12 protein-coding genes are annotated in these 20,469 nt (G+C 74.9%); 5 read left to right on the top strand and 7 right to left on the bottom strand.

Annotation, left to right across the window (positions count from 1 at the left end; all coding sequences use genetic code 11):
* Nucleotides 1-130: 130 nt before the first annotated feature.
* Entirely contained in the window at nucleotides 131-1,003 is an 873-nt protein-coding gene (locus WME85_RS17600) for a hypothetical protein (RefSeq protein WP_437839706.1), read from the bottom strand.
* Here WME85_RS17600 and WME85_RS17595 point away from each other — a divergent pair.
* The gene (locus WME85_RS17595) at nucleotides 986-1,726 is read left to right on the top strand and encodes a hypothetical protein (protein WP_437839705.1); all 741 of its coding nucleotides are present in this window, start codon (nucleotides 986-988) and stop codon (nucleotides 1,724-1,726) included. The genes WME85_RS17600 and WME85_RS17595 overlap by 18 nt on opposite strands.
* A gap of 162 nt (nucleotides 1,727-1,888) precedes the next feature.
* Here the strand turns inward: WME85_RS17595 and WME85_RS17590 are convergent, their stop codons facing one another.
* The 3 genes from WME85_RS17590 to WME85_RS17580 all read right to left on the bottom strand — a co-directional run bounded on the left by WME85_RS17590 (nucleotide 1,889) and on the right by WME85_RS17580 (nucleotide 6,958).
* Nucleotides 1,889-3,823: a L,D-transpeptidase gene (locus WME85_RS17590; protein ID WP_437839704.1), complete on the bottom strand. Its 1,935-nt coding sequence runs from the start codon at nucleotides 3,821-3,823 to the stop codon at nucleotides 1,889-1,891.
* Nucleotides 3,824-3,902: 79 nt separating this feature from the next.
* Nucleotides 3,903-5,264, bottom strand: coding sequence for a DUF1552 domain-containing protein (locus WME85_RS17585; RefSeq protein ID WP_437839703.1), 1,362 nt, complete (start codon nucleotides 5,262-5,264; stop codon nucleotides 3,903-3,905).
* On the bottom strand, nucleotides 5,261-6,958 hold the full coding sequence (locus tag WME85_RS17580) for a DUF1592 domain-containing protein (protein ID WP_437839702.1): 1,698 nt from the start codon (nucleotides 6,956-6,958) through the stop codon (nucleotides 5,261-5,263). Before WME85_RS17580 ends, WME85_RS17585 begins: the two co-directional genes overlap by 4 nt.
* A 305-nt stretch (nucleotides 6,959-7,263) precedes the next feature.
* Here WME85_RS17580 and WME85_RS17575 point away from each other — a divergent pair, with 305 nt between their 5' ends.
* From WME85_RS17575 to WME85_RS17565, 3 genes are all read left to right on the top strand, one after another.
* The gene (locus WME85_RS17575; RefSeq protein ID WP_437839700.1) at nucleotides 7,264-8,658 is read left to right on the top strand and encodes a hypothetical protein; all 1,395 of its coding nucleotides are present in this window, start codon (nucleotides 7,264-7,266) and stop codon (nucleotides 8,656-8,658) included.
* Nucleotides 8,659-8,683: 25 nt separating this feature from the next.
* Nucleotides 8,684-9,298, top strand: coding sequence for a hypothetical protein (locus tag WME85_RS17570; RefSeq protein ID WP_437839699.1), 615 nt, complete (start codon nucleotides 8,684-8,686; stop codon nucleotides 9,296-9,298).
* 131 nt (nucleotides 9,299-9,429) lie between these two features.
* On the top strand, nucleotides 9,430-11,874 hold the full coding sequence (locus WME85_RS17565; RefSeq protein ID WP_437839698.1) for a hypothetical protein: 2,445 nt from the start codon (nucleotides 9,430-9,432) through the stop codon (nucleotides 11,872-11,874).
* A 158-nt stretch (nucleotides 11,875-12,032) separates the two neighbouring features.
* On the opposite strand, the gene WME85_RS17560 is transcribed toward WME85_RS17565, so the two are convergent.
* The 3 genes from WME85_RS17560 to WME85_RS17550 all read right to left on the bottom strand — a co-directional run bounded on the left by WME85_RS17560 (nucleotide 12,033) and on the right by WME85_RS17550 (nucleotide 16,226).
* A complete protein-coding gene (locus WME85_RS17560; protein WP_437839696.1) occupies nucleotides 12,033-13,658 on the bottom strand; it encodes a hypothetical protein in 1,626 nt (541 codons plus the stop codon).
* A 136-nt stretch (nucleotides 13,659-13,794) separates the two neighbouring features.
* A complete protein-coding gene (locus WME85_RS17555; protein ID WP_437839694.1) occupies nucleotides 13,795-14,703 on the bottom strand; it encodes a hypothetical protein in 909 nt (302 codons plus the stop codon).
* Nucleotides 14,700-16,226, bottom strand: a complete 1,527-nt coding sequence (locus tag WME85_RS17550; RefSeq protein WP_437310485.1) for a hypothetical protein — start codon at nucleotides 16,224-16,226, stop codon at nucleotides 14,700-14,702. Before WME85_RS17550 ends, WME85_RS17555 begins: the two co-directional genes overlap by 4 nt.
* Nucleotides 16,227-16,509: 283 nt before the next feature.
* Between WME85_RS17550 and WME85_RS17545 the strand changes: the two genes are divergently transcribed.
* On the top strand, nucleotides 16,510-20,400 hold the full coding sequence (locus WME85_RS17545; RefSeq protein WP_437839693.1) for a serine/threonine-protein kinase: 3,891 nt from the start codon (nucleotides 16,510-16,512) through the stop codon (nucleotides 20,398-20,400).
* Nucleotides 20,401-20,469: the final 69 nt, after the last annotated feature.

The following is a 20,469-nucleotide window of genomic DNA, read 5'->3' as shown; positions in this document are numbered from 1 at the left end:
ATCGAATCCGCAGGGAACGACGTCGGAGACGCCACGCCGCCAATGTCCTCCCCGGTGCGCGGGGGTGCGTCGAAGGGGTCAATTTTTTTTCAGAAAAGGATCGACGTCCGAGCGCCCTCGGCGCCGCAGCTCACGCCTGCGACCGCCGCGCAGGGACTCCGTAGAAGTAGTACCCCTCGCCACGGAGTGGGAATCTGTAGGTGCCGTACGCCCACGTGAACGCGTCGCCGAGCGGGGCAACCATCTCCCGCAGCTCGGCCTCGGAGTAGACGCGGAGCGTGCTCACCAGGCCGTCCCACACGCTGGCCGCGGCGGCGATCGGCGTCGCCCACGTGAGCCACGCCTTGGCGGCCCGGGAGCGGCGCGTGAGCAGCGGGTTCGCGGCGAGCGCGGCGACGCCGACCGGGACCATCGGCAGGAACCCGAGCGGGTTCCGCTCGAACCCCTCGGACAGGAAGATGCCGGACGAGCCGCGCACCGCGTCCGCGAGGATGGCGCGCGCGAGCTCGGGAGCGAAGTGGTGGAACGCGTTGATCATCAGCCGCGCGCGGCCCTCGGCGAGCGCGGGCGGGATGCGCGTCGCGTCCACGGGCGAGGGCTCGAAGGCGACGAACGACGGGTGCCGCGCGGCGGCCTCCGCCCACGCCTCCGGTTGCGGCAGGAGATCCGTGAGCACGAACCGCGGGGGCGCCACGCCCGCGCGCAGGAGCTCGCCGATGAGCACCTCCGACGGCCCGGCAGCGCCCGCGCCGAGCTCGATCACCTCGGTCGCCCCGGAGGCGGCGAGGAAGCCGCGGAACGGCTCGATCAGCCCGCGCAACATGCCGCCCCACCGGATGGTCCGGCTCAGCGACTCGATGATGAGCTCGCGCAGCGGACCGGGAGCCCACGGCGAGTCGTTCCACTCGAAGAGCGAGAGGCGAGGCAGGGAGCGCCGCATCGGTTTACCGTCGACCGCCCTCGGCGGCGGCGCCATCCTGAACACATGAATTTCCTGCTCCATCGCCACCTCGCGGCGCGCGACCTCGGGTCGGTCGCCGCGGGCGCAGGAGCGATGCTCCCGGACCTCTGGCGCATGGCCGACCGGCGCGTGAGGCCCTCGCGGGCAGCCGAGCGCCCCGCTGCCTTGCCGCCCCGCCTCGCCGAGGTGCTGGCCGGCATCGATCACCACGTCGCCCTCGACCGCTGGTTCCACGCCGCGCCCGTGTTCGTGGAGGGGGAGCGCCGCCTCGCCGAGGCGCTGCGCGGCGCCGCGCTCGGCGCGCCGCGGCTCGGGCTGTTCGCCCACGTGCTCTGGGAGATGTGCCTCGACGGCGCGCTCCTGCGCCGGACCGGCCTCGCGCCTGCCCTCGAGGCCCTCCGCGCCGGCCTCGCGGCCATCGACGGCGCGCCAGGCGAGACCGCGGCCTCCATCCACCACTTCCTCCGTCGCGCGCCCTCGCCCGCCGACGCCCCCTCCCCCGCCGACGCGCTCGCGGACCGCGCCGCCTTCGAGGCGCGGCTCCGGCGCATCTACGACGAGCTCGCCCGCGGCCCCTGGATCGCCGGCTATCAGGACGGCGCCGGCCTCGCGCTGCGCCTCTCCGGCGTGCGGTCGCGGTTCGGCATGCCCCCGTTCACGCCGGAGCAGCACGACCGTCTCGCCGCCCTCCTCGACGCCCTCTCCGACGCGGCCGACGCGGCGGTCGACGACATCCTCCGCACCGCGCCGAAGCGCAGCTCCTGAGCGTCTCCGTCCCCGCCCCTCTCTGAAACGGACGACGGATCGCGGCGGTCACCCGCACAGGAGACGGGCCCAGATCGGCGTTTTCGGCGCGGAAGCGCACTCCTGTGCGCTGAGCACCGAAAACGTCGAGATGGGCCCGTATCCGAAGCGGGTGGCCGCCCCTCATTCGTGGACGATGATCGTGGTCCCTTCGCCCAGCTCCTCGCCCGTGTTGATGGCGTGCCAGCCCGGCGGCACCCTGGGCTCGGTCCACAGGAACACCCGGTGCGCGTCGATGGGGGACATGTTGATGCAACCGTGGCTGCGCGGCGTGCCGAAGACGTCGTGCCAGTACGCGGCGTGGAGCGCGTAGCCGCTCGCGAAGTACTGGATGTACGGCACGTCCTTGAGGGCATAGGTGCCCTCCCCGCGGCGCCGCGTGACGCCGTACTCGCCGTCGCCCTTGCGGGGAGGCGTCTTCTGCCCCTCCGCGGGCTTCGCCGCCGCGCTCGCGCCCGGCTTCTTCGCGGCGCGCTCCTTCGAGGAGCCGCCCTTGTCCGGCTTCGCGCCGCGCGAGGCCGAGGGGGCGTCGGCCGTCGTCTCCGCCCGGCCGCCGACGCTCGACGACTCGTTCGAGTCCATCGTCGCCGTGATGTGCTTGTTGCGGATGCGGAAGATGCCCCGCACCGTGGCGGTCGTCGTCTTCGGGTCGGCCACCCCGGCCTGGCCGGTCGAGACGAGCGTCGCGTAGACGGGGCGCTTGCCCTCCCAGAGGACCAGCGTCTGGTGCTGGATCGACACCTCGATCCACTTCTCGCCCTTCTCGGCGACCTCGGGCCAGACGGACGGGGCGACCGCGAGCCCGACATCCAGCTGGCTCACGTACCGCTGATCCCGGGTGCGGTAGTACTTCACCCCCTCGATCCGGCGCATCCGGCCCGTCAGCGGGATGACGTCGCGGAACGGGAGCTCCTTGCCCGGCGCGGCCCTGTCCCCCTGGATCTGAACGTCGCGCGCGCCCCGCGCCCGGACGAAGGCGAGCGGCAGCGTGAGCTGGTCGTTCAGCTCGACGCCGTGCCAGGGAGAGCCCGTGTCCGGCTTGATCTTCGTCGCGGGCGCGAGCCGCAGATCGGTCGTGATCGCGAACCGCCGGTTCAGCGACTCCGGCCCGGTCGGGAACGATCCGATCAGCGACAGGCCCGTGAAGCGCCGCGCGCGATCGGCGAAGGCCGCGTAGTCCGGGACCTTGAAGTCGCTGATGTTGCGGATGAGGCGCTTGCCGCCCTCCAGCCAGAACGGGATGGGGTCGCTCTCCCCTGCCGCGCCGAGCAGGGCGCCCTCGCCGAGCTCGAGCGAGTTCTTCCCGAGGCCGAGCTCCCCGAGCTGCTTGCCCGGCAGCGGGACGCCGCGCTCGTCGATCGCCACGTCGTTCGCGCCGAGGACGACCCGCTGCACGGTCGCCTTGTTCTCCTCGAACCACGCGAGGTGCTCATCGAGCTTGAACTCCGATTTGCGCTGCTCCTCGGCCGTGGGGACGCGCAGGTAGAGGGGCAGCACGGCGCGGACGAAGGCGTACTTGTACGGGAGCGCGGTCCTCAGGTTCGGCCCCGGGCCGGCGGCCTTGAGGATCGGGTCGTCGAGGTCGAGCGTCGCGTCCTCGCCGACGCAGAGGAAGCCGCGCGGCTCGATCGCGTACCAGCCGCCCGGGCAGCCGGCGGTGCCGGCGGGCTCCGCGGCGCGGGGCACCCTGGCGCCGACGCGCAGGTAGCCGAGCTTCTTCGACGTGTCGCGCGGCTCCTTGTAGACGGTCGCCACGAAGGCGGTCACGCCGAGCAGCGGCCTGTCGCTCGGCACCTCGGCCGCGGCGCGCTCGTCCGCGCCCGCGGTCGCCGGCTGCGCCGCGAGCGCCGCGCCGGTCGCTGCCGCGCCCGCGCCCGCGTCGTCGGCGACGGCGGCGGCCCCGGCGTCCGCCGGCGCGCCCGCGGGCTTCTGGCACGCGCACGCCCCGCACGCCGCGGCAGAGAGCGCCGCGAGACCGGCGAGACGAGGAAAAATGCGCGCTGCGCGCAGCGAGCGCAGCGCACGACGAGGCTTCCCGGAGGACAGCAGGCCGCCCATGCGGGCCTACTTGCCAAAATCGGCGCGCGACGAAAAGCCCAAAACACGCGGGGGACGGCGGCGCGGGCGCCGCGCCCGCTCAGGCCAGGAGCCCCGACAGCGGCCCGGTACAGTACGCGGGGTTGCCGAAGGTCGAGACGTCGACGCCCATCGCGTTGCACAGCGCGACGAGCAGGTTGTTGTGGGGGTCGCCCGCGTAGCTCAGGAACCGTCCGGTCCGGAGGGCCCCGCCGGCCCGCCCCGCGATCACGTACGGCATGTCGCGCCGCGAGTGGCTCTGCCCCGCCGAGATGTCGGTGCACCAGAGGACGATCGTGTTGTCGAGGAGCGTGCCCGCGCCCTCCGGGACGGCGTCGAGCTTCCCGAGCAGGTACGCGAGCTGCTCCGCCTGCCAGCGGCCGATGTCGACGAGCTGCTGCTGCTTCGCCGCGTGGCCAGGGTTCGAGTGCGAGAGCGCGTGGTGCGTCTCCGACTGCCCCAGCCAGGTGAACACCTTCCCCGCCTGCGTCGCGCTCCACTGGATCGACGCGATCCGCGTGAGATCGCAGGCGAGGGCCATCGCCAGCAGATCCATCTGCAGCCGCCCGATCGCGGGGAAGTTGTCGTTCGCGTAGACGTCGAGCCGCTCGCCCAGCTCCGGCACGGCGCACGCGCCGCCGAGGAGCCCCGGCGCGTCGAGGCGCTTCTCGATCTCGCTCACCGCCTCCAGGTGGTGCTCCAGCTTCTGCCGGTCCTCGCCCCCGAGCTGCCGCGAAAGCGAGCCGTAGTCCTCCATGACGCTGCCGAGCACGCGGCGGCGCAGCGCGCGCCGCCGCGCGAGGTCCGCCGGATCGGCGCTGAGATCGTTGAAGAGCCGGTCGAACACCGCGCGCGGATCGTCCTCGGGCGGGACCGGCTGGCCCGGGCCGAGGTACGAGATGCGCGACGAGACGTTGGCATACTGGACCTGGACGCCGAGCTCGAGCGACGAGAGCTTCGTGCGCTGACCGAGCCTCGCGGCGAGGAGCTGGTCGACGGAGATGCCGCCGCCCCACCCGACCAGCGCGGCGGGGTCGCACGCGTACGGGAAGAGCGTCCCCTCCTGGAGCTCCGCGCCGGTGAGGGCCTGGCCGATGCCCTGCTGGTGCGGGTCGCCCGGCCCGTTGTAGGCGGACTCCATGTCGACGCCCTCGATGACGAGCAGCTTGTCCCGGTAAGGCGAGAGCGGGGCGAGGATCTCCCCGAGCTCGAACGCCGTCTCGGTCCCGGTGGGCTGCCAGGCCTCCTTGACGGTGCCGAGGCCCGTGAAGAAGACGACGAAGCGCTTCGGGAACTCGACGGCGCTCGCCGAGCCGGACATGGCGTCGAGGAACGGGAGCGCGACTGCGAGCCCGCCGGCCCCGCGCAGGAAGGTGCGGCGATCGAGGCGCCACCGCGACGACCGGCGCGCGGCGCCGCTCACGGCTCACCCCCGGCGCCGGGCCCGCTCCGGCGGTAGCGGAACGCGTCCGTCTGGGTGAGCGCCACGAGCAGCGCCTTGATGTTGTACCCGCTCTCGGCGAACGCCTGCTGGATCTCGCTCATGCTGCACTCGTCCTCGGCCTGCTCGGCGCGGCCGTAGCCGAAGCGGAACCACTGCGTCGCGACGCACTGGCGCACCTCGTCGCTCTCCGCGAGGCGGTGCGCGAGCTCCACCGCCCCGTCGAAGCGACCATCCGCGCCGCGGCTCCCGACGATCTCGCCGCTCGCGTCGACCGGGACCTCCTGGTCGACCTCGCGGTAGAGGCCGATGCCGTCGTAGTGCTCGAACCCGAAGCCGATCGGATCCATCAGCCGGTGGCAGCCCGCGCACCCCGGGTCCTGCGCGTGCCGCTCGAACTGCCGGCGGGTCGGGATGCCCGGCCTGACCGCGGGCGGCTGGATGTCCACGTCGGGCGGCGGGGGCGGCAGCGTCTGACAGAGCAGCCGCTCGCGGACGAACTTGCCGCGGTGGACGGGCGAGGACTGGTCCGGCTTGGCGAGCACCGACAGCAGGCTCGCGTGCGTGAGGAAGCCGGCGCGCTGCGACGGATCGAGCGGCACGACCTCGAGCTCGCCGGGCGGCGCCGCGCCGTCGGCCGGGGGCTCCAGCCCGTAGAACGCGCGGAGCTCGGCGTTCATCAGCGAATAGGGCGCCGTCAGCAGGGTCGCCACGTCGCCGGCCTCGTCCTCGAACACGACGTGGTCGAGGAACGCCTCGGTCTCGGCCCGGAAGAGCGCCGGGAGCCCGTCGTGGTACCGCGGGTAGACCGCCGCGTCCTTGGAGAGGGTGCCGATGTTCGTCAGCTGCAGCCACTGCGCGTGGAAGTTCGCCACCGCGGCGCGGGCGCGCGGGTCCTCGAGCAGCCGCCGGGCCTGCGCGGCGATCTGCTCGGCGGTGCGGAGCTCGCCCGCGTCCGCCGCGGCGAACAGGGTGTCGTCGGGCATCGAGCTCCAGAGCAGGTACGAGAGCCGGGAGGCGATCTCGTGATCGGAGAGCGGCACCACGCCCTCCCCGGCGGGATCCGGCGTGCCGAGCTCGACGCGGTAAAGGAAGTGCGGCGACTGGAGCATCGCCTGGATCGCGAGCTCGACGCCGGTCGAGAAGCCGTGCTCGTCGTTCCCCCAGGCGAAGAGCCGCTCGAGGCGCTCGAGCTCCGTGGCCGTCAGGGGCCGGCGGAACGCGCGCTTGCCGAGGCGCTCGATGAGCTCCGCGGCGCACGCCTCGGGGCCCTGCACCGCCGGGTCGCAGCCCTCGAGGAGCCGCTCGAGGTCCTGCGCGGCCCGCGCCGCGACCGCCTCGGAGGCCTTCATGAGCTGCTCGGCGAGCAGCTGCGTGACGCCGAGGGCCGCCGCCTGGTTGTTGAACCCGAGCGCCTCCTCCTCGATGACGAAGGCGTCGGCCGGCGCGCTGTCGTCGCCGAGGAGATCCCGGATCGTGTTGTTGTACTCGAAGCGCGTCATCCGCCGGAGCGGCGAGGCCCCCGGCCGGATCTCCGCGCAGCGCCGCGCCTCGTCGCTCGCCCCGCCGCCGGGCCTCCCGGAGCAGGCGGCCGCCGTCGCGAGGACCAGCGCGAGCCCCGGTGTCCTGAAAGGCCCGCGCCCGGCGCGGGGGTGCCGTCCTCTCGAGCGATCCATCTGACCTCTACCCCGGACGTGGTGGACCACGATGCGTCGCGTTGCGGCGCAGCGCATCGTGCGACGACTTTTCTTACTCCACTGAAGGCAGTTACGGAAGGCAGCGGCGGCGGCGAGACCCCGTGAGTCCGGTTCTAACGGAGTCTCGTAGCGACACTGCGTGTCACTGGAAAGATCGCCCAGGGCATCGAAAAGACGCTGGATTCTGTGGGGTGGTCGCCGGTAGGCTCGCGCGCGTGCAAGCTCCGGTCGACGTCACTGCCGCTAGCGAGAGGCCCGTGCGCAAACCCTTCAGGACCACAACGTTGTTCCTTTCTTCTATGAGCCTCTGCGGGCGGATCCTGCTCGGGCTCTCCGCCGCTACCGCCGCGACGTTCGCGCTCGCGCCCGTCGCGCTCGCCGCCCCCAAGGCGTCGAAGTCGATCGCCGTTCGCATCGAGGGTCCCAACGCGGATGACATCCGCGAGGACATCCTCTCCATCGTGCCGGAGACGCTGGGGGTCGTGGAGCCTGACGCGTTCTCGAAGGCGCTGAAGAGCGCCGGCCAGACCAAGCCCGTCGGGGACGCGCTGGTGTCGAAGGCCCAGCGGAAGAAGGCCATCGACCGCATCCGCAAGGCAGGCAAGGCCGCGAAGGCAGAAGGGGTGATCTACGGCGTCTCGCGGACCAACAAGAAGAAGAAGAAAGAGGTCCACCTCGTCTACGTCGACGAGAACGCCGGCGACCTCGCCGTGGACAGCGCGGTGCCGCTGAGCGGCTCGCGCGACGACCGCAAGAAGGCGCTGGAAGAGCTGCTCGGCCCGACGCTGGCGCAGATCGCGCCGCCGCCCGCCGCGGACGACGGCGACAAGGCGAAGGGCGACGGGGAAGGCGACGGCGACGGCGACGGCGAGGACGGCGCGAGCGACGAGGAGAAGGGCGAAGGCGGCGACGAGAAGGACGAAGGCGACAGCGGGGCGGGCGACAAGGGCGGCAAGCGCAAGAAGAACGAGATCGGCTCGGCGCTCTTCTCGGTCGAGCTCGGCGTCGAGTTCATCGGCCGCTGGTTCGACTACTCCGATCCGCGCACGCAGAACCTCCGGCCCTACGGCGTCTTCGGACAGCCAGCGATCTCGGTCTCGGGCGAGCTGTATCCGCTCGCTTCCACGAACATCGCGGTGCTCAAGGGCCTCGGGATCACCGCGGGGTACGCGCAGGCGCTCGGCCTCAACTCGGCCGTCGGCGGCGGCGACCCGATCAGCACCACCTACCAGCGCATCAACCTCGGGCTCCGGGAGCGGCTGTCGCTCGGCGAGAAGTCGGTGCTCGGGATCTCCGCCGGTCTCCGGTTCCTCACCTTCGAGATCGACGCGCCGGCGGACCTCGCCAGGACGGTGCCGAACGTCTCCTACACCCTGTTCCGGGCAGGCCTCGACGGGCGCTTCCCGGTCGGCCCGGTCGCGCTGGGGCTGGGCGCCGAGTACATCCTGCCGCTCTCGTCAGGCCCGGTCTACGAGCGGTTCACCGGGGCCAGCGTGCAGGGCATCGGCGCGCTGGCCGGGGTGATGATCCCGGTCGCGACCGGCATCGAGGCGCGCCTGCTCGTCGAGTACGCCCGGTTCTTCTCGTCGTTCCAGCCCGAGCAGGGCGACACGTACATCGCGGGCGGGGCAATCGACCAGTACCTGGGGCTCCGGCTCGCCGGAGCCTACGTCTATTGAGAGAGAGAGGTAGCACGTGACGTTCATGACTTCCCTTTACGGGCGCGCTGCGCTCACCACGGGCGCCCTGCTGACCGGCGGCGCGCTCCTCATGAGCTGCGCTGGGACCCTCGACGACGACGAGTTCCCCCCGGACGAGCAGGGCAGCGGCGGCGGCGTCACCCAGGGGGCCGGCACCCCCGCGGCGACCACCGGCGGCGGCGGCACCCCCGCGGCGACCACCGGCAGCGACGCCGCCGCCACGACCGCGGCCACCGGCGGCGACGCCGCCGCCACGACCGCGGCCACCGGCGGCGACGCCGCCACCACGACCGCGGCCGCTGGCGGCGAGCCGACCGGATGTGCCGAGGCACCGGCGCTGGTCACGAGCAAGTGCGCCAACGCGGGCTGCCACGACGCGAACTCGAAGCAGGCGGGCGTCTCGCTGGCCTCCGGGTGGGAGAACACGGTCCGGGGGCAGGCTTCCGCGTGCGGCGGCGGCGCCAGCGTGCTCGTCCCGGGCGACCCGGACGCCAGCACGGTCTACACGAAGGTCACGGCGACCCCGCCGTGCAACAACCGGATGCCGCTCGGCGGCCAGCCGCTCAGCGACACCGAGATCGCGTGCATCCGCGACTTCATCGCCGCGCTCACGCCCTGAGGAGCTGAGCGAGCTTCTGGCCGCCGCGCCGCCGCGCCGCCGCGGCGGCGCGGCGGCGCGGACGGTGCGGTCGTCTCCTCGATGAGACCGCCTCGTTGGCGCCACCGCGGCCAGACGCTACGCTCGCCGCGATGCTGCGCCGGCGCTCGTTCTGGATCGCCGCGGCCGCCGTCGCCTACACGGCCTTCGCCGCGCTCCGGGCTGCCGGCGGCCACGGGCCCGCGTGGCTCGCCCTGCTCGGGCTGCCGGCGCTCCTCGGCCTCGGCTTCCGGTGGGTCGAGCGGCCGCCGCGCGGGGAGGACCGCATCGAGCCGGCCGCCCGCAGCGCGGCCGCCGTCTGCCTCACCGGCGCCGCGATGCTCGCCGCCGCGCGGAGCGGCCCCACCGGCCTTGCGCTGATCGCGCTCGGCAACCTCGGCGCGGCCATGGCGGCGATGGCCGCCCTGGTCGGCCTCGCGCGCGTCGCGGGCCTCGGCGGCCTGCTCGAGGCCCCGCCCAGCACGCGGCGCCTCGACGCGGCGGCGTTCGCCTCGCTCTTCTGGACCGTGGCGGTCGCCCTGCCCGCCGTCTCGGCGGTGGCGCCGGCGCGCGCAGCGGATCTCGACCCGCTCTTCGTGCACTACGCGACCTCCGCCGCGTCGCTCGGCTCGCTCACGGTGATGCTCGTCGCGCTCGCGCGCGTGCGCATCGCGCGGCGGCTCGAGCTCGGCGTCGCCGACCGGGTGGAGGCCGCGCTGCTGCTCTCGGCGACCGCGCTCGCGGTCGGCCTCGCCGCGGCCTTCGTCGGCGTCGCGAGCCCCGAGGCGATCCTGCCCGTCACGAGCGCGGTCGCGGCGGTCTGCGTCGCCTTCTGCACCGTGGCCGCGGACGCCGCGCAGGTCTCGCGCGCGCTCCGCCTCACGCTCGCCCTCGCGACGCTCGCGACCCCCCCGGCGCTCCTCGCGGTCTACGCGGTGCATGAGGCGCCGCGCGGCGACCTCGGGCTCCGCGGCGCGCCGCAGTCGTCCATCGGCGTCGCCGTGTTCAGCGCGTGCGCGATCTGCGCGCTCGCCGGGCTCCTTTCGCCTGCGCTCGCGCGCCGGTTCGCGCCGGAGGGCGCGCGCTGGCTCGGCGCCTTCGACGCCGCGACGCGCGCGGCCATGAACCCGGAGCCGGAGGCGGCGCTGGAGACGGCGCTCTCCGCCCTGCGGGAGGCGTCGGACGCCGGCGCCGCGGGGCACGCCCCGCCGGCGCTGTACCTGCTCTCGCCGCCCGAGCGGGTGACCGTCGACCGCGCGGGCTACGCGCACACCGAGCCGGCGCAGGTGCCGGCGCGCCTCATCGAGCTCGCGCAGGTCGAGCCGGAGCGCGTCCTGCGCGTCGAGGCCGCCGAGGCGGTCCAGGTCCGGCGGCCGGAGGTGCGCCCGCTCCTCGCCTGGCTCGCCGAGCGCGACGTCGGCGTGGTGGCCCTGGTGAACGACGCGGAGGGCCCGATCGGGGCGCTCGCGATCCCGCGGGGCCGGCGCGCGTCGCCGATGACGCTGGAGGAGGTGAGCGGCCTGCGCGCCGTCGCCGACCGGCTCGGGGCGGTGATCGCGGTGTCGGCGATGCTGTCCGGGTCGCGCGGGCGGGAGGTCGCCGCCCGCCGCGAGGTCGAGGAGCGCGCGCGCGAGGTGAGCCGGCTGGAGCGCGCGCTGGCGCAGAGCGCGGGGCGGTTCCGCGCGATCGCGGGGCTCCTCGCGCGGCCGGCGCGCGCGGCGGCCTACAGCCCCGCGGCGCGCGCGGCGATCGAGCAGCTCGAGCGGCTCGGCGCGACCGGCGCCGCGGTCACGCTGCTGACCGCGCCCGGGATCGACGCGGTGGCGTGGGGCGCGGTCGTCCACCTGAGCTCCGCGCGGTCCGAGGGCCCGCTGGCGATCGTCGACGGCGCGGCGCCCGCGCCCGAGGCGTTCGCGCAGGCGTTCGCGCAGGCGCGGGGCGGCGCGTCGGGGCGCGACGGCGAGGCGCCCGCCGCCGGCTCCGACGAGACGCCGCGCGCGCTCGCCCTGTGGCGCGATCCGGACAGCTCGCCCATCGAGGCGGCGAGGGGCGGCACGCTGCTCGTCCTCGACGCGCAGGCGCTGTCGGCCGAGGTGCAGAGCTACCTCGGCGCGGCGCTGCCGGACGACGTCGGGCTCGTCGTGGCGGTGCCGCAGACGGTCGACGCGCTGGTGGCGACCGGCCAGATGAGCGAGCGGCTCGCCGACCGGCTCGGCGATCGGGCCGTCGCGCTGCCGTCGCTCGCGTCGCGCGCCGAGGATCTCCGGGCGCTCGCGCTGGACCACCTCGCCCGCATCGGCGTCCGCCTGCGCGGACGGCCGTTCGGGCTCGATCTGCGCGCGCTGCAGGCCGTGCTCGACCATCCGTGGCCGGGCAACGACGCGGAGATGGGCGCGGTCCTGCTCCGCGCGGCGCTCGTGGCCGAGGGCGACGTGATCGGCGAGAAGGAGCTCTCCGCGATCGGGTTCACCCCGCAGCCGGCGCCGTTCGAGCCAGCAGACGGCGCCCGGAGCGAGGCGCGCCGCGCCCGGCGGCGGCGAGCGGGCAAGGCGGGGTAGCCCGGGCGGCCGGTGGGGGGACCGCCGACGGCACGCAGAACGCCGTGGGGGGACCGCCGCCGACATGCAGAACGCCGTGGGGGGACCGCCGCCGACATGCAGAACGCCGTGGGGGGACCGCCGCCGACATGCAGAACGCCGTGGGGGGACCGCCGCGGTCAGTAAAAGCGGTAGCCGAGGCTCACCGGCGCCGCGATCACGAAGCCGTCGAGCCCCTTCATGAACGTCGGCCAGGCGCTCAGGAGGAGCGCGCCCGACGTCCAGCTCGAGCTCGGCCAGTCCGCGAGCACGAGCGAGACCTCGACGCTCCCGCCGAACGCGAGCGTCTGGACCAGCGCCGTCTCGGGGAGGCTGCCCTCGCGCGCGTTCACGTTCACCTCGGTCCGGCCGTAGTTGAGGCCGACCAGATCGGAGGGGATCTCCCCCTTCACGCCGGTGACCTTCGCGTTCTGCCCCACGGCAGCGGCGAGCCCCGAGAGGCCGAGCCAGAGGCGCCCGAAGCGCATCGAGGCGGAGGGGCCGCCCGCGAGGAGGTAGCCGCCGCCGAACCTGTAGCCGCCGAGCGCCCGGATGCCGAGGTGCAGCTCCTCGGAGAGCGCGACGCCGGCGAAGGCCGTGCCGCCAGCGAGAGGCCCGATCGCCGGGTCGAAGCTGGCGTGGCAGACATCGTCATCGCAGGGCGCGATGAGCTCGCCCTCGCGTACATTGTAGCTGTACGAGTACGAGCTCAGGTTGCCGAAGCTGCCGGCGTCGATCAGCCCGATCAGCGCGCCGCCGGCCAGGCCGGCCTCCAGCACGAAGGTCCCGGCGTGCTTCGGCGCTGCCGCCGGGGTCGGCTCCGGCTCCTCGGCCGCGTCAGGCGTGGCGGACGCCGCGCCCTCCTCCGCCTCCGTCCCTGCCGCTTCCGCGCCCTTCCCGGGCTTCGCGGCCGCCGCGCCCTTCCCTGCCCCTTCCGCGCCCTTCCCGGGCTTCGCGGCCGCCGCGCCCTTCCCTGCCGCCTCCGCACCCTTCCCTGCCCCCGCCGTGCCGCCCTTGTCCGGCGCCGCGGCGACGGGCGGCGCCGCCTCCTTCGCGGGCGCCTCCGCTGCCGGCGCGGGCTCCGGCGCGGCCGACCCGTCCTTCGCGAGCGCCGGGACCGCCACGGCCTTCCGTTCGCCTCGCTTGATCGTGACCGTCAGCTCCCACCGCTTCCTGCCGGGGGCGCTCGCGCTCACCTTGTGCTCGCCGGGGTCGATCGGCCTGGCCTGGCCCCAGGTCCCGCTGTCGACCGGGGCCCCGTCGAGCGTCACCTCGAGCCCCTCGACGGCGGCGGCCCGCGGCACGTTCAGCGTGAGCCGCGGCAGGCGCAGCTCGAGCTTCGCTCCCCTCGCCTTCGCGTCGGCCTCGAGGCGCTTGTTGCCCTCCTTGCGCGCCGCGGCGCCGAGGTCGATGTACTCGGCCCAGGCGGTCGCCAGCTTGCCCTGCTTCTCGTGGCAGGTGGCGAGCGCGAGGAGCGTCGCCGACCTCTGGCTCAGCCGGTAGCTCTCCTCGAGCTTGGGGCAGGCCTCCGCGAGCTTGCCCTTCTTCATGAGCTGCTTGCCCTGGTCGAGCAGCGCGTCCGCCTGGGCGAACGCGACGCCCGAGCTCACCGCCAGCGCGAGCGCCAGCGCGACGCCGGCGACGCGCGGCCCCAGGTGCCGGGAGCGCCGCGCGCGCCGGGCCACCTCCTGGCAGGCGCCGCGGCGTGAGACGCAGCGGGGAAAAGAAAGCTTGTTCTCGGAGTTCTCAGCGTCTTGCCGGTTCAAACGGATCGTCGCTCCAGAGCGAGGTTCGTGAAAGAGGGGGCTGGAGCGTATCACGCCCCATTTGGGCCGATCAAAGCCGCGCGCCGCGCGGCGGCCGCATGGAGCGCACGCGGCGGGCGCATGGAGCGGGCGCAGCTCACGCCGCCCCGGGGCGCTCGTCGAGCAGCTTGATCCCCGCGGCGACCTCGCTGGCGAACGACTCGGCGAGCGTCCGGGCCTGACCGAACCGGGACGGCACCTCCCTGGCCGCGCGCGCGAGCGCCGCGACGGCGAGGTCGTGGGGCTGGCGCAGGAGCACGCGGTACGCGAGGCTCCGGCCAGGAGGGGTGGCGACGACAGCCAGCGTCGACGCCGACCACGCGAACGGGGGGCTCTTCCGGGTGGCGGTCGCGAGATCCGTGAGCGGCGTGCGCGTCAGCCAGAGCGAGAGCGCGTCGGCGAAGTCCGGCGGCGCGAGCCCCGGAATGCCGTGGCCCATGTCGGCCAGCGCGACGCGCCGGGTCTCGACCTCGACGCCGCGCAGCTGCCGCCACTTGAGCAGCCGCGCAGGCGGGCGCTGGCCGCGGAAGCTCGCGTGGCCGGTCCACCAGGCGACGTGCGCGTCCGTGCGGAAGCAGTCGAGCACGCGCGCGAAGGTCGCGTGCCGCGAGAGCGCGGTGGCGACGTCCGCCGGCGCGGGCACGAGCTCGCAGAGGTCGCGCACGCTCGCGAGCAGGCGGGGATACCGGCTGCGCGTCAGGGCGCCGGCGAGCTCGTGGTTCGTGAGCTGGAGCAGGTCGTTCAGCGCGGCGAGGAGCGCCCAGTCGGCGGCGGCGAGCTCCGGGAGCGTGTCGATCGGGGCGATGAGGCGCGCGACGCGGACGCGGACCAGATCGATGCGGGAGCCGAGATCGCGGTCGATCGCCGGCGCGCCGTCGGCGAGGAGGAGCGCGAGCCGGACCCCGAACGGGCGCACCGGGTAGAGAGGGCCGCCGAGCACGAGCGGGGCGAGCACGCTCGCCTGGAGCTCGGAGACGCGCTCGGCGACGGCCCCAGGAGCGTTCATGCCCGGCCGGCGCCCGGCGGGAGCGCCTTCGGCTCCGCGGCCGCGTCGGGCGGGGCGAGGTCGCGCAAGGGCCGGATGCCGACCCCGCCGAGGACGACCTCGGGCAGCTCCGTGGCGAGCGCGGCCGTGAGCCCCGTGGACCGCGCGGCCACCGGCGACCACTGCTGCGCCTCGAGGAGCGCCGCCTCGAGCGGGACGAACGCGTCCTCGGGCACGCCGATCGCGCGCCCGTCGCGCCCGATGAAGAGCGCCTGCCCGGCGGGGGCGCCGAGCGCGCGGAACAGCACGGCCGGCGCGACGGCCGGGACCGCGTCGTAGCCGGCGGGGATGTACAGCCCCGCGTGGACCTCGCGGAAGAACTCGCCGACCGGGATGCCCTCGATGCCGGTCGGGTGCCGGAGGAACGCGCCGGCGGCGGTGAAGGCGATGCGGGCGCGGCGCAGGGTGTCGGGGCCGAGCGCGTAGGCGACGTGCCGGAGCAGCTGCATCTCCTCTGGCCGGATCCACGACGCCGTGACCGATCGCCACGGCTCCGAGCTCGGGACGAGGCGGAGCGACAGCACGACCGACGCGGGGCGCTCGGCGTCCGCCGTCGCCCTCGCCACCGCGGGCTCGCGGCCGAGCTCCACCCGGGCGAACGCGGAGACGTCGCCCATCGCCGGCAGCTTCGCGATCTCCAGCGCCTCGCGGCCCCTGCCGCGGAAGAGCACGAGGCCCGCCTCGCTGAACACAGGGCAGGCGCGGAGGTTGACCGGGTGCCGGAAGCCCACCTCCACCGCGGCGCCCGGGGCGACCGGGACGAAGTACCCGAGGCCCGGCGTGCCGGTGAGCAGCGGGACCATCCGGCCGGGGATGGCCGGCACGCGGAAGAGGTACCGGAGGACCGGGGCGTCGTCGAAGCTCGACTCCGGCGGCCACTCGCAGAGGCCCACCTCGGCCTCGACGCTGCTCCGGGAGAAGTAGCGGATCAGCGCGGGGCCGAGCCCCGACTCCGCGAGCAGCCAGCGCGGCCCAGGCTCGCGCCCGGCGGCGGGGTCGAGGTGCGGCTCGAGCCGGAGCAGCAGCCCGCGCACGTCGAGGCGCCGCTCGACCTCGTACGTCTGCGAGAAGGCGTTGTGGTAGAGCGAGAGCGCCGCGTCGCTGGGCAGGATCTGCGGGACGTCGTACCCGAACGGCGCGGCGGCGTCGCGGTACTGCACGAAGTGGCGGCTCGTGCCGGTGAAGCTGTAACCGCCCGCCAGCCGGGCGATCTCGGCGACCCGGTCGAGCCGGTCGCTGCTCTCCGCCGCGAACAGGAGGGTCACCTCCCGCGCCCCCAGCTTCGATCGCACGATCTCGACGACGAGCGAGCGGAGGATGTCCCCGAGCGAGCCCTGCCGCGTGTAGAGCGCGAGGAAGGCGACGAGCCGATCGATCGACGGCAGGAGGATGAGCCCCTTGGCCCCGAGCGCGACGCCCTTGGCATCGAGCCCGAGGCCGGGCGTGCGTAGCCGGGTCTGATGAACGGCGACGCGATCGAGCATCGATTGGCTCCCGACGTTAACGCAGATCCGCGACCGTAGGAGGAGCCGCCGGATCCGTCAAGGGAGGCCCGGCGAGCTCGATCGACCGGCGCGTGGTCACGCCGCGCGCGGCGTGACCACGCGCGACCGCGACACTGGAACTGCCATGAACGACGGCGTACTCTCGTCTCCGATGCGCCCAGTCGGAACACCGCAGGCCCCACCGGCCCGGCGCCCTGAGCTCGCCTCTCCACCGCGCCCGCGCCGGAGCGCCCTCGGCGCCCATCCCTCCCTCGGCTAGCGCATGGACATCGTGCGCATCGAGCCAGCAAGAGCGCTGATCGCAGGCCGGTTCCACATCGAGCGCGAGGTCGGCCGGGGCGGGGTCGGCACCGTGCACCGCGCGTTCGACGTGCAGACCGAGCGGTATGTCGCGCTGAAGATCATCACGGCGGTCGGCGTCGACGCCGAGGGCCAGGCGCGGCTCTCCCGCGAGGGGCAGATCCTCTCGGAGCTCGACCACCCGGGGATCGTGCGGGTCGTGGCGTTCGGGACGCTCGAGTCGGGCGGGTCGGACGCGGAGGGGCACCGCATCGAGGAGGGGGCGACCTTCATCGCGATGGAGTGGCTCGACGGCGAGGACCTGGCGACGCGCCAGCGGCGCTCCCCGCTCTCGCTGCGCGACGGGATCGAGGTCGGGCGGCAGGTGGCGAGCGCGCTCGCTGCCGCGCACGACGCGGGCGTCGTCCACCGCGACATCAAGCCTTCCAACATCCTCCTCCTGCGCGGGGCGCCGGACGGGGCGATCCGGATCAAGCTCGTCGACTTCGGGGTGGCGGCGTCGAAGGAGGTCGTGCTCACGACCGACGCAGGCGGCCTCGTCGGCACCCCGGCGTACATCTCGCCGGAGCAGGCCCGCGGCGACGCAACCGTCGACGCGCGCAGCGATCTCTACTCGCTCGGCGCGACGCTGTTCGAGCTGGTCGCCGGCCGGCCGCCGCACATGGGGCCGACCTCGATCGCGACCCTCGTGCGCCTCGCGACGACGCCCGCGCCGCGCCTGTCGGAGTTCCTGCTCGACGTCGTCCCTGCCCTCGACGACCTGATCCACGCCCTGCTGCTCGCCGACCGGGAGCTCCGGCCGAGCTCGGCGCGCGAGGTGGCGGAGAAGCTCGCGGCGCTCGTCGACGAGCCGCACCTGCCCACCCCGTCGCCGCTGCGCGTGAGCGACAACCCGCCGGGCGTGATGGGCACGCGGCTCGTGACGACGATCGTGGCGCTGCACGTGGCCACCGGCGAGGAGCGGCAGCGGGAGCTCGAGGCGCTGCGGCGCCGCGGGGCCGACGCGCTGCCGCTCGGCACCGACTCGATCGCCGCCCACCTCGGCGTGCGTCAGGCCCACGGCGACGAGGCGTCCCGCGCCCTCGAGCTCGGGCTCGCGCTCGGCGAGCGCGGCGGCCGCGTCGGCGTCGCCTCCGGCCGCATGCGGGTGGACAGGACGCGCTCGGCCGGCGAGGTCGTGGACCGCGCGGTCGCCCTCGCACGCGAGGCGGGCCTCGGCCGCGCGCTCGCGGACGCGACCACGGTGGAGCTGTCGCGCGGGCGGTTCCTGTGCGAGCCCCAGGAGGGCGGCGCCGTGCGGGTGCTCTCGCGCGCGCCGAAGCGGCCCGACGCGCAGACGCCGTTCGTCGGGCGCGACGCCGAGCTCATCACCACCGTCGCGGCGTTCGACCGCTGCGTGGAGGACCGGACGCCGGTCGTCGTCAGCATCTCGGGCCCGCCGGGGATCGGCAAGAGCCGGCTCGCGCGGGAGTTCGTCGCCCGCATCTCGGACCGCCCCGATCCGCCGCGGCTCGTCCAGCTGCGCTGCGAGTCGTTCGGCCGGGCGCAGGCGCTCGGCGTCGCGACCGACGCCCTGCGCGTCCTCATGGGCCTGCCGAAGGGCGCGTCGCTGGAGCAGGCCGACGACGCCGTGCGCGCGCGGCGGCTGCACCACGGCGACGGCGGTCTCCTCGCCCGCCTGCTCGCGAACCAGCCGTTCCCCGACGGCATCGACCTGCGCGGCGCGCGCGACGCGCTGTACCTCTCGATGACCGACATCGCCGTCGGCGCCGCCTCGATCGAGCCGTGCGCGCTGCTCGTCGAGGACGCGCAGTGGGCCGACCCGGAGAGCATCGCGTGGCTCGATCACCTGCTCGGGCGGGCCACGGGCAGGGCGCTCTTCACCATGCTCATGGTGCGGCCGGCGTTCTGGCGCGACCAGGGCCAGCGCTTCACCGGCCGCGACCACGTGCGCGTGGAGCTGCGCCCCATCGCGCGGCGGGCCACGCGCGAGATCGCGCGGGCCGTGTTCAGCATGGCCGCCGCCGCGCGGCCGTTCGACGACGCGACGCTCGACCGCGTCGCGCAGCAGGCGGCCGGCTCGCCGCTCTTCGCCGAGGAGCTCGCGCGCGTCATCGCCTCCGGCAAGGACGCGGCCACGGCGCCGACCATCGAGGCGGCGATCCAGGTGAGCCTCGACGCGCTCGACGAGTCCACCCGCGAGGCGGTCGTGCGCATGAGCGTCTTCGGCCTGTCGGTCTGGGACGCGGGCCTCGCCGAGGTCGGCGTGATCGAGCCGGAGACGGCGCTGAAGAAGCTCATCGCCGCGGAGCTCCTCGTCGAGCAGCGCGCGTCGCGCTTCCCTGTCGCGCGCGAGTTCCTGTTCAAGCACGCGCTCGTCCGGGACGTCGCGTACGCCTCCGCCAGCGAGGAGCTGCGCCAGACGCTGCACGCCGCGGCCGCGCGCTGGCTCGACCGGCTCGGCGAGGACAGCGCGACGGTGGCGCAGCACTTCGACCTCGGCGGCGAGCACGAGGAGGCGGCGATCCGCTGGGAGGCCGCCGCGCGGCGCGCCCTCGCGACGAACTCGCTCCGCGACGCCGTCACCATGGCCGATCGCGCCCTCGTCTTCTCGCCCGACAAGCCGACGGCGTTCGCGCGCGCGGTCCTCCTGGAGGACGCGTACTCGCGGCTCGACGCGCGCTCGCCCGAGCGCGACTCGGCGATCCGGGCGATGGGGGAGAACGTCTACGACGAGGCGAGCGAGCTCCGCACGCTCACCGCCCGCGCCCGCTACGACCACGCGTGCGGCTCGGGCATCGACCTGGAGGGGCGCCTGACGGCGCTGCGCGACCGCGCCCGGGCGATCGATCTCGTCGAGGAGGAGGCGCAGTGCTCCGCCACGCTGGCGCAGGTCCACGCGTTCGCCGGGCAGCTCGCGATGGCCGAGCAGGAGGCCACGCACCTGCTCGATCTCGCGGCGCGGCGGGGACTCGTCTGGGCGGCGGTCGACGCCTGGCAGACGCGCGCCGTCGCGCACCAGACGCGCGGCGAGCCCGCCGCGGCGCTGGAGGCGCGCCGGAACGCGGCGCGGGCGGCGCGCCGCGCGGGGCTGCAGGAGCGCGAGGCGATGCTGACGATGAACCTGGGCTTCGCGCTCACGACCATCGGCGCCCGGGCGGAGGCGCTCCAGGAGATCGAGGGGGGCATCGCCAGGGCGCAGGCGATCGGCAGCTCCGGGGCGGCGCGCCACGGGCAGATGATCCTGCTCTGCTGGGCGGCGACGTTCGGCCCCGAGCCGCGGCTCGACGCCGCGCTCGCGGAGCCGCGCGCGAGCGCGGACGAGGCCGCGGGGAGCATGTGGGTCGTGCGCGACCGGGTGACGCTCGGCATCCTGTTCTACCGGGGCTGCGAGCTCTTGCGCTTCGAGTCGTCGGGCCTCGCGCGGGCGCGCTCGCTGCTGAAGAAGGCGACGGAGGCCTACCGGGTCACGGAGAACCGCGACGTCCTGCCCGTGGCGCTCGGGTTCTGCGCGGAGGCGGAGCGCCGCTTCGGCGACGCCGAGCAGGCGCGCGAGATCGCGCGGGAGGCGGCGGCCCTGGTCGAGGCGGGGGCGCCGAGCCTGCTCAACGAGGCGCCGATCTACCTCGCGCTCCACGACGCGTGCGTGGACATGGGCGATCTCGAGGGCGCGCGGGACGCGATGGAGCGCGCGATGCCCCCGCTCCTGCGCCGGCTGAAGGGCCTCGAGGGGACGCCCTACGCGAGCTCGTTCCTGCTCAACCTGCCGCAGAACTCGGCGATGCTCGCCGCCGCCGAGGCCTACGGCTGTGTGCCGCTGCAGATCGAGGCGATGCTGAACAGCAGGCCCTAGCGCCGCGAGCCGGCGCCGCGCGCCCGCGGCGTCACCGCGCGGTGGCCCGGGGAGGCCGCGGGAGGCCCA

It is taken from the genome of Sorangium sp. So ce1153, assembly GCF_051521595.1.
In the GTDB taxonomy this organism is placed as follows: domain Bacteria; phylum Myxococcota_A; class Polyangia; order Polyangiales; family Polyangiaceae; genus Sorangium.
This window is presented reverse-complemented; position numbering and strand designations above follow the sequence as displayed.

Coding starts and splice junctions, on each gene's coding strand:
- WME85_RS17545 (WP_437839693.1), top strand. CDS start 16,510: ATGGACATCGTGCGCATCGAGCCAGCAAGAGCGCTGATCGCAGGCCGG.
- WME85_RS17550 (WP_437310485.1), bottom strand. CDS start 16,226: ATGCTCGATCGCGTCGCCGTTCATCAGACCCGGCTACGCACGCCCGGC.
- WME85_RS17595 (WP_437839705.1), top strand. CDS start 986: ATGAATTTCCTGCTCCATCGCCACCTCGCGGCGCGCGACCTCGGGTCG.
- WME85_RS17555 (WP_437839694.1), bottom strand. CDS start 14,703: ATGAACGCTCCTGGGGCCGTCGCCGAGCGCGTCTCCGAGCTCCAGGCG.
- WME85_RS17580 (WP_437839702.1), bottom strand. CDS start 6,958: ATGGATCGCTCGAGAGGACGGCACCCCCGCGCCGGGCGCGGGCCTTTC.
- WME85_RS17565 (WP_437839698.1), top strand. CDS start 9,430: ATGCTGCGCCGGCGCTCGTTCTGGATCGCCGCGGCCGCCGTCGCCTAC.
- WME85_RS17590 (WP_437839704.1), bottom strand. CDS start 3,823: ATGGGCGGCCTGCTGTCCTCCGGGAAGCCTCGTCGTGCGCTGCGCTCG.
- WME85_RS17600 (WP_437839706.1), bottom strand. CDS start 1,003: ATGGAGCAGGAAATTCATGTGTTCAGGATGGCGCCGCCGCCGAGGGCG.
- WME85_RS17570 (WP_437839699.1), top strand. CDS start 8,684: ATGACTTCCCTTTACGGGCGCGCTGCGCTCACCACGGGCGCCCTGCTG.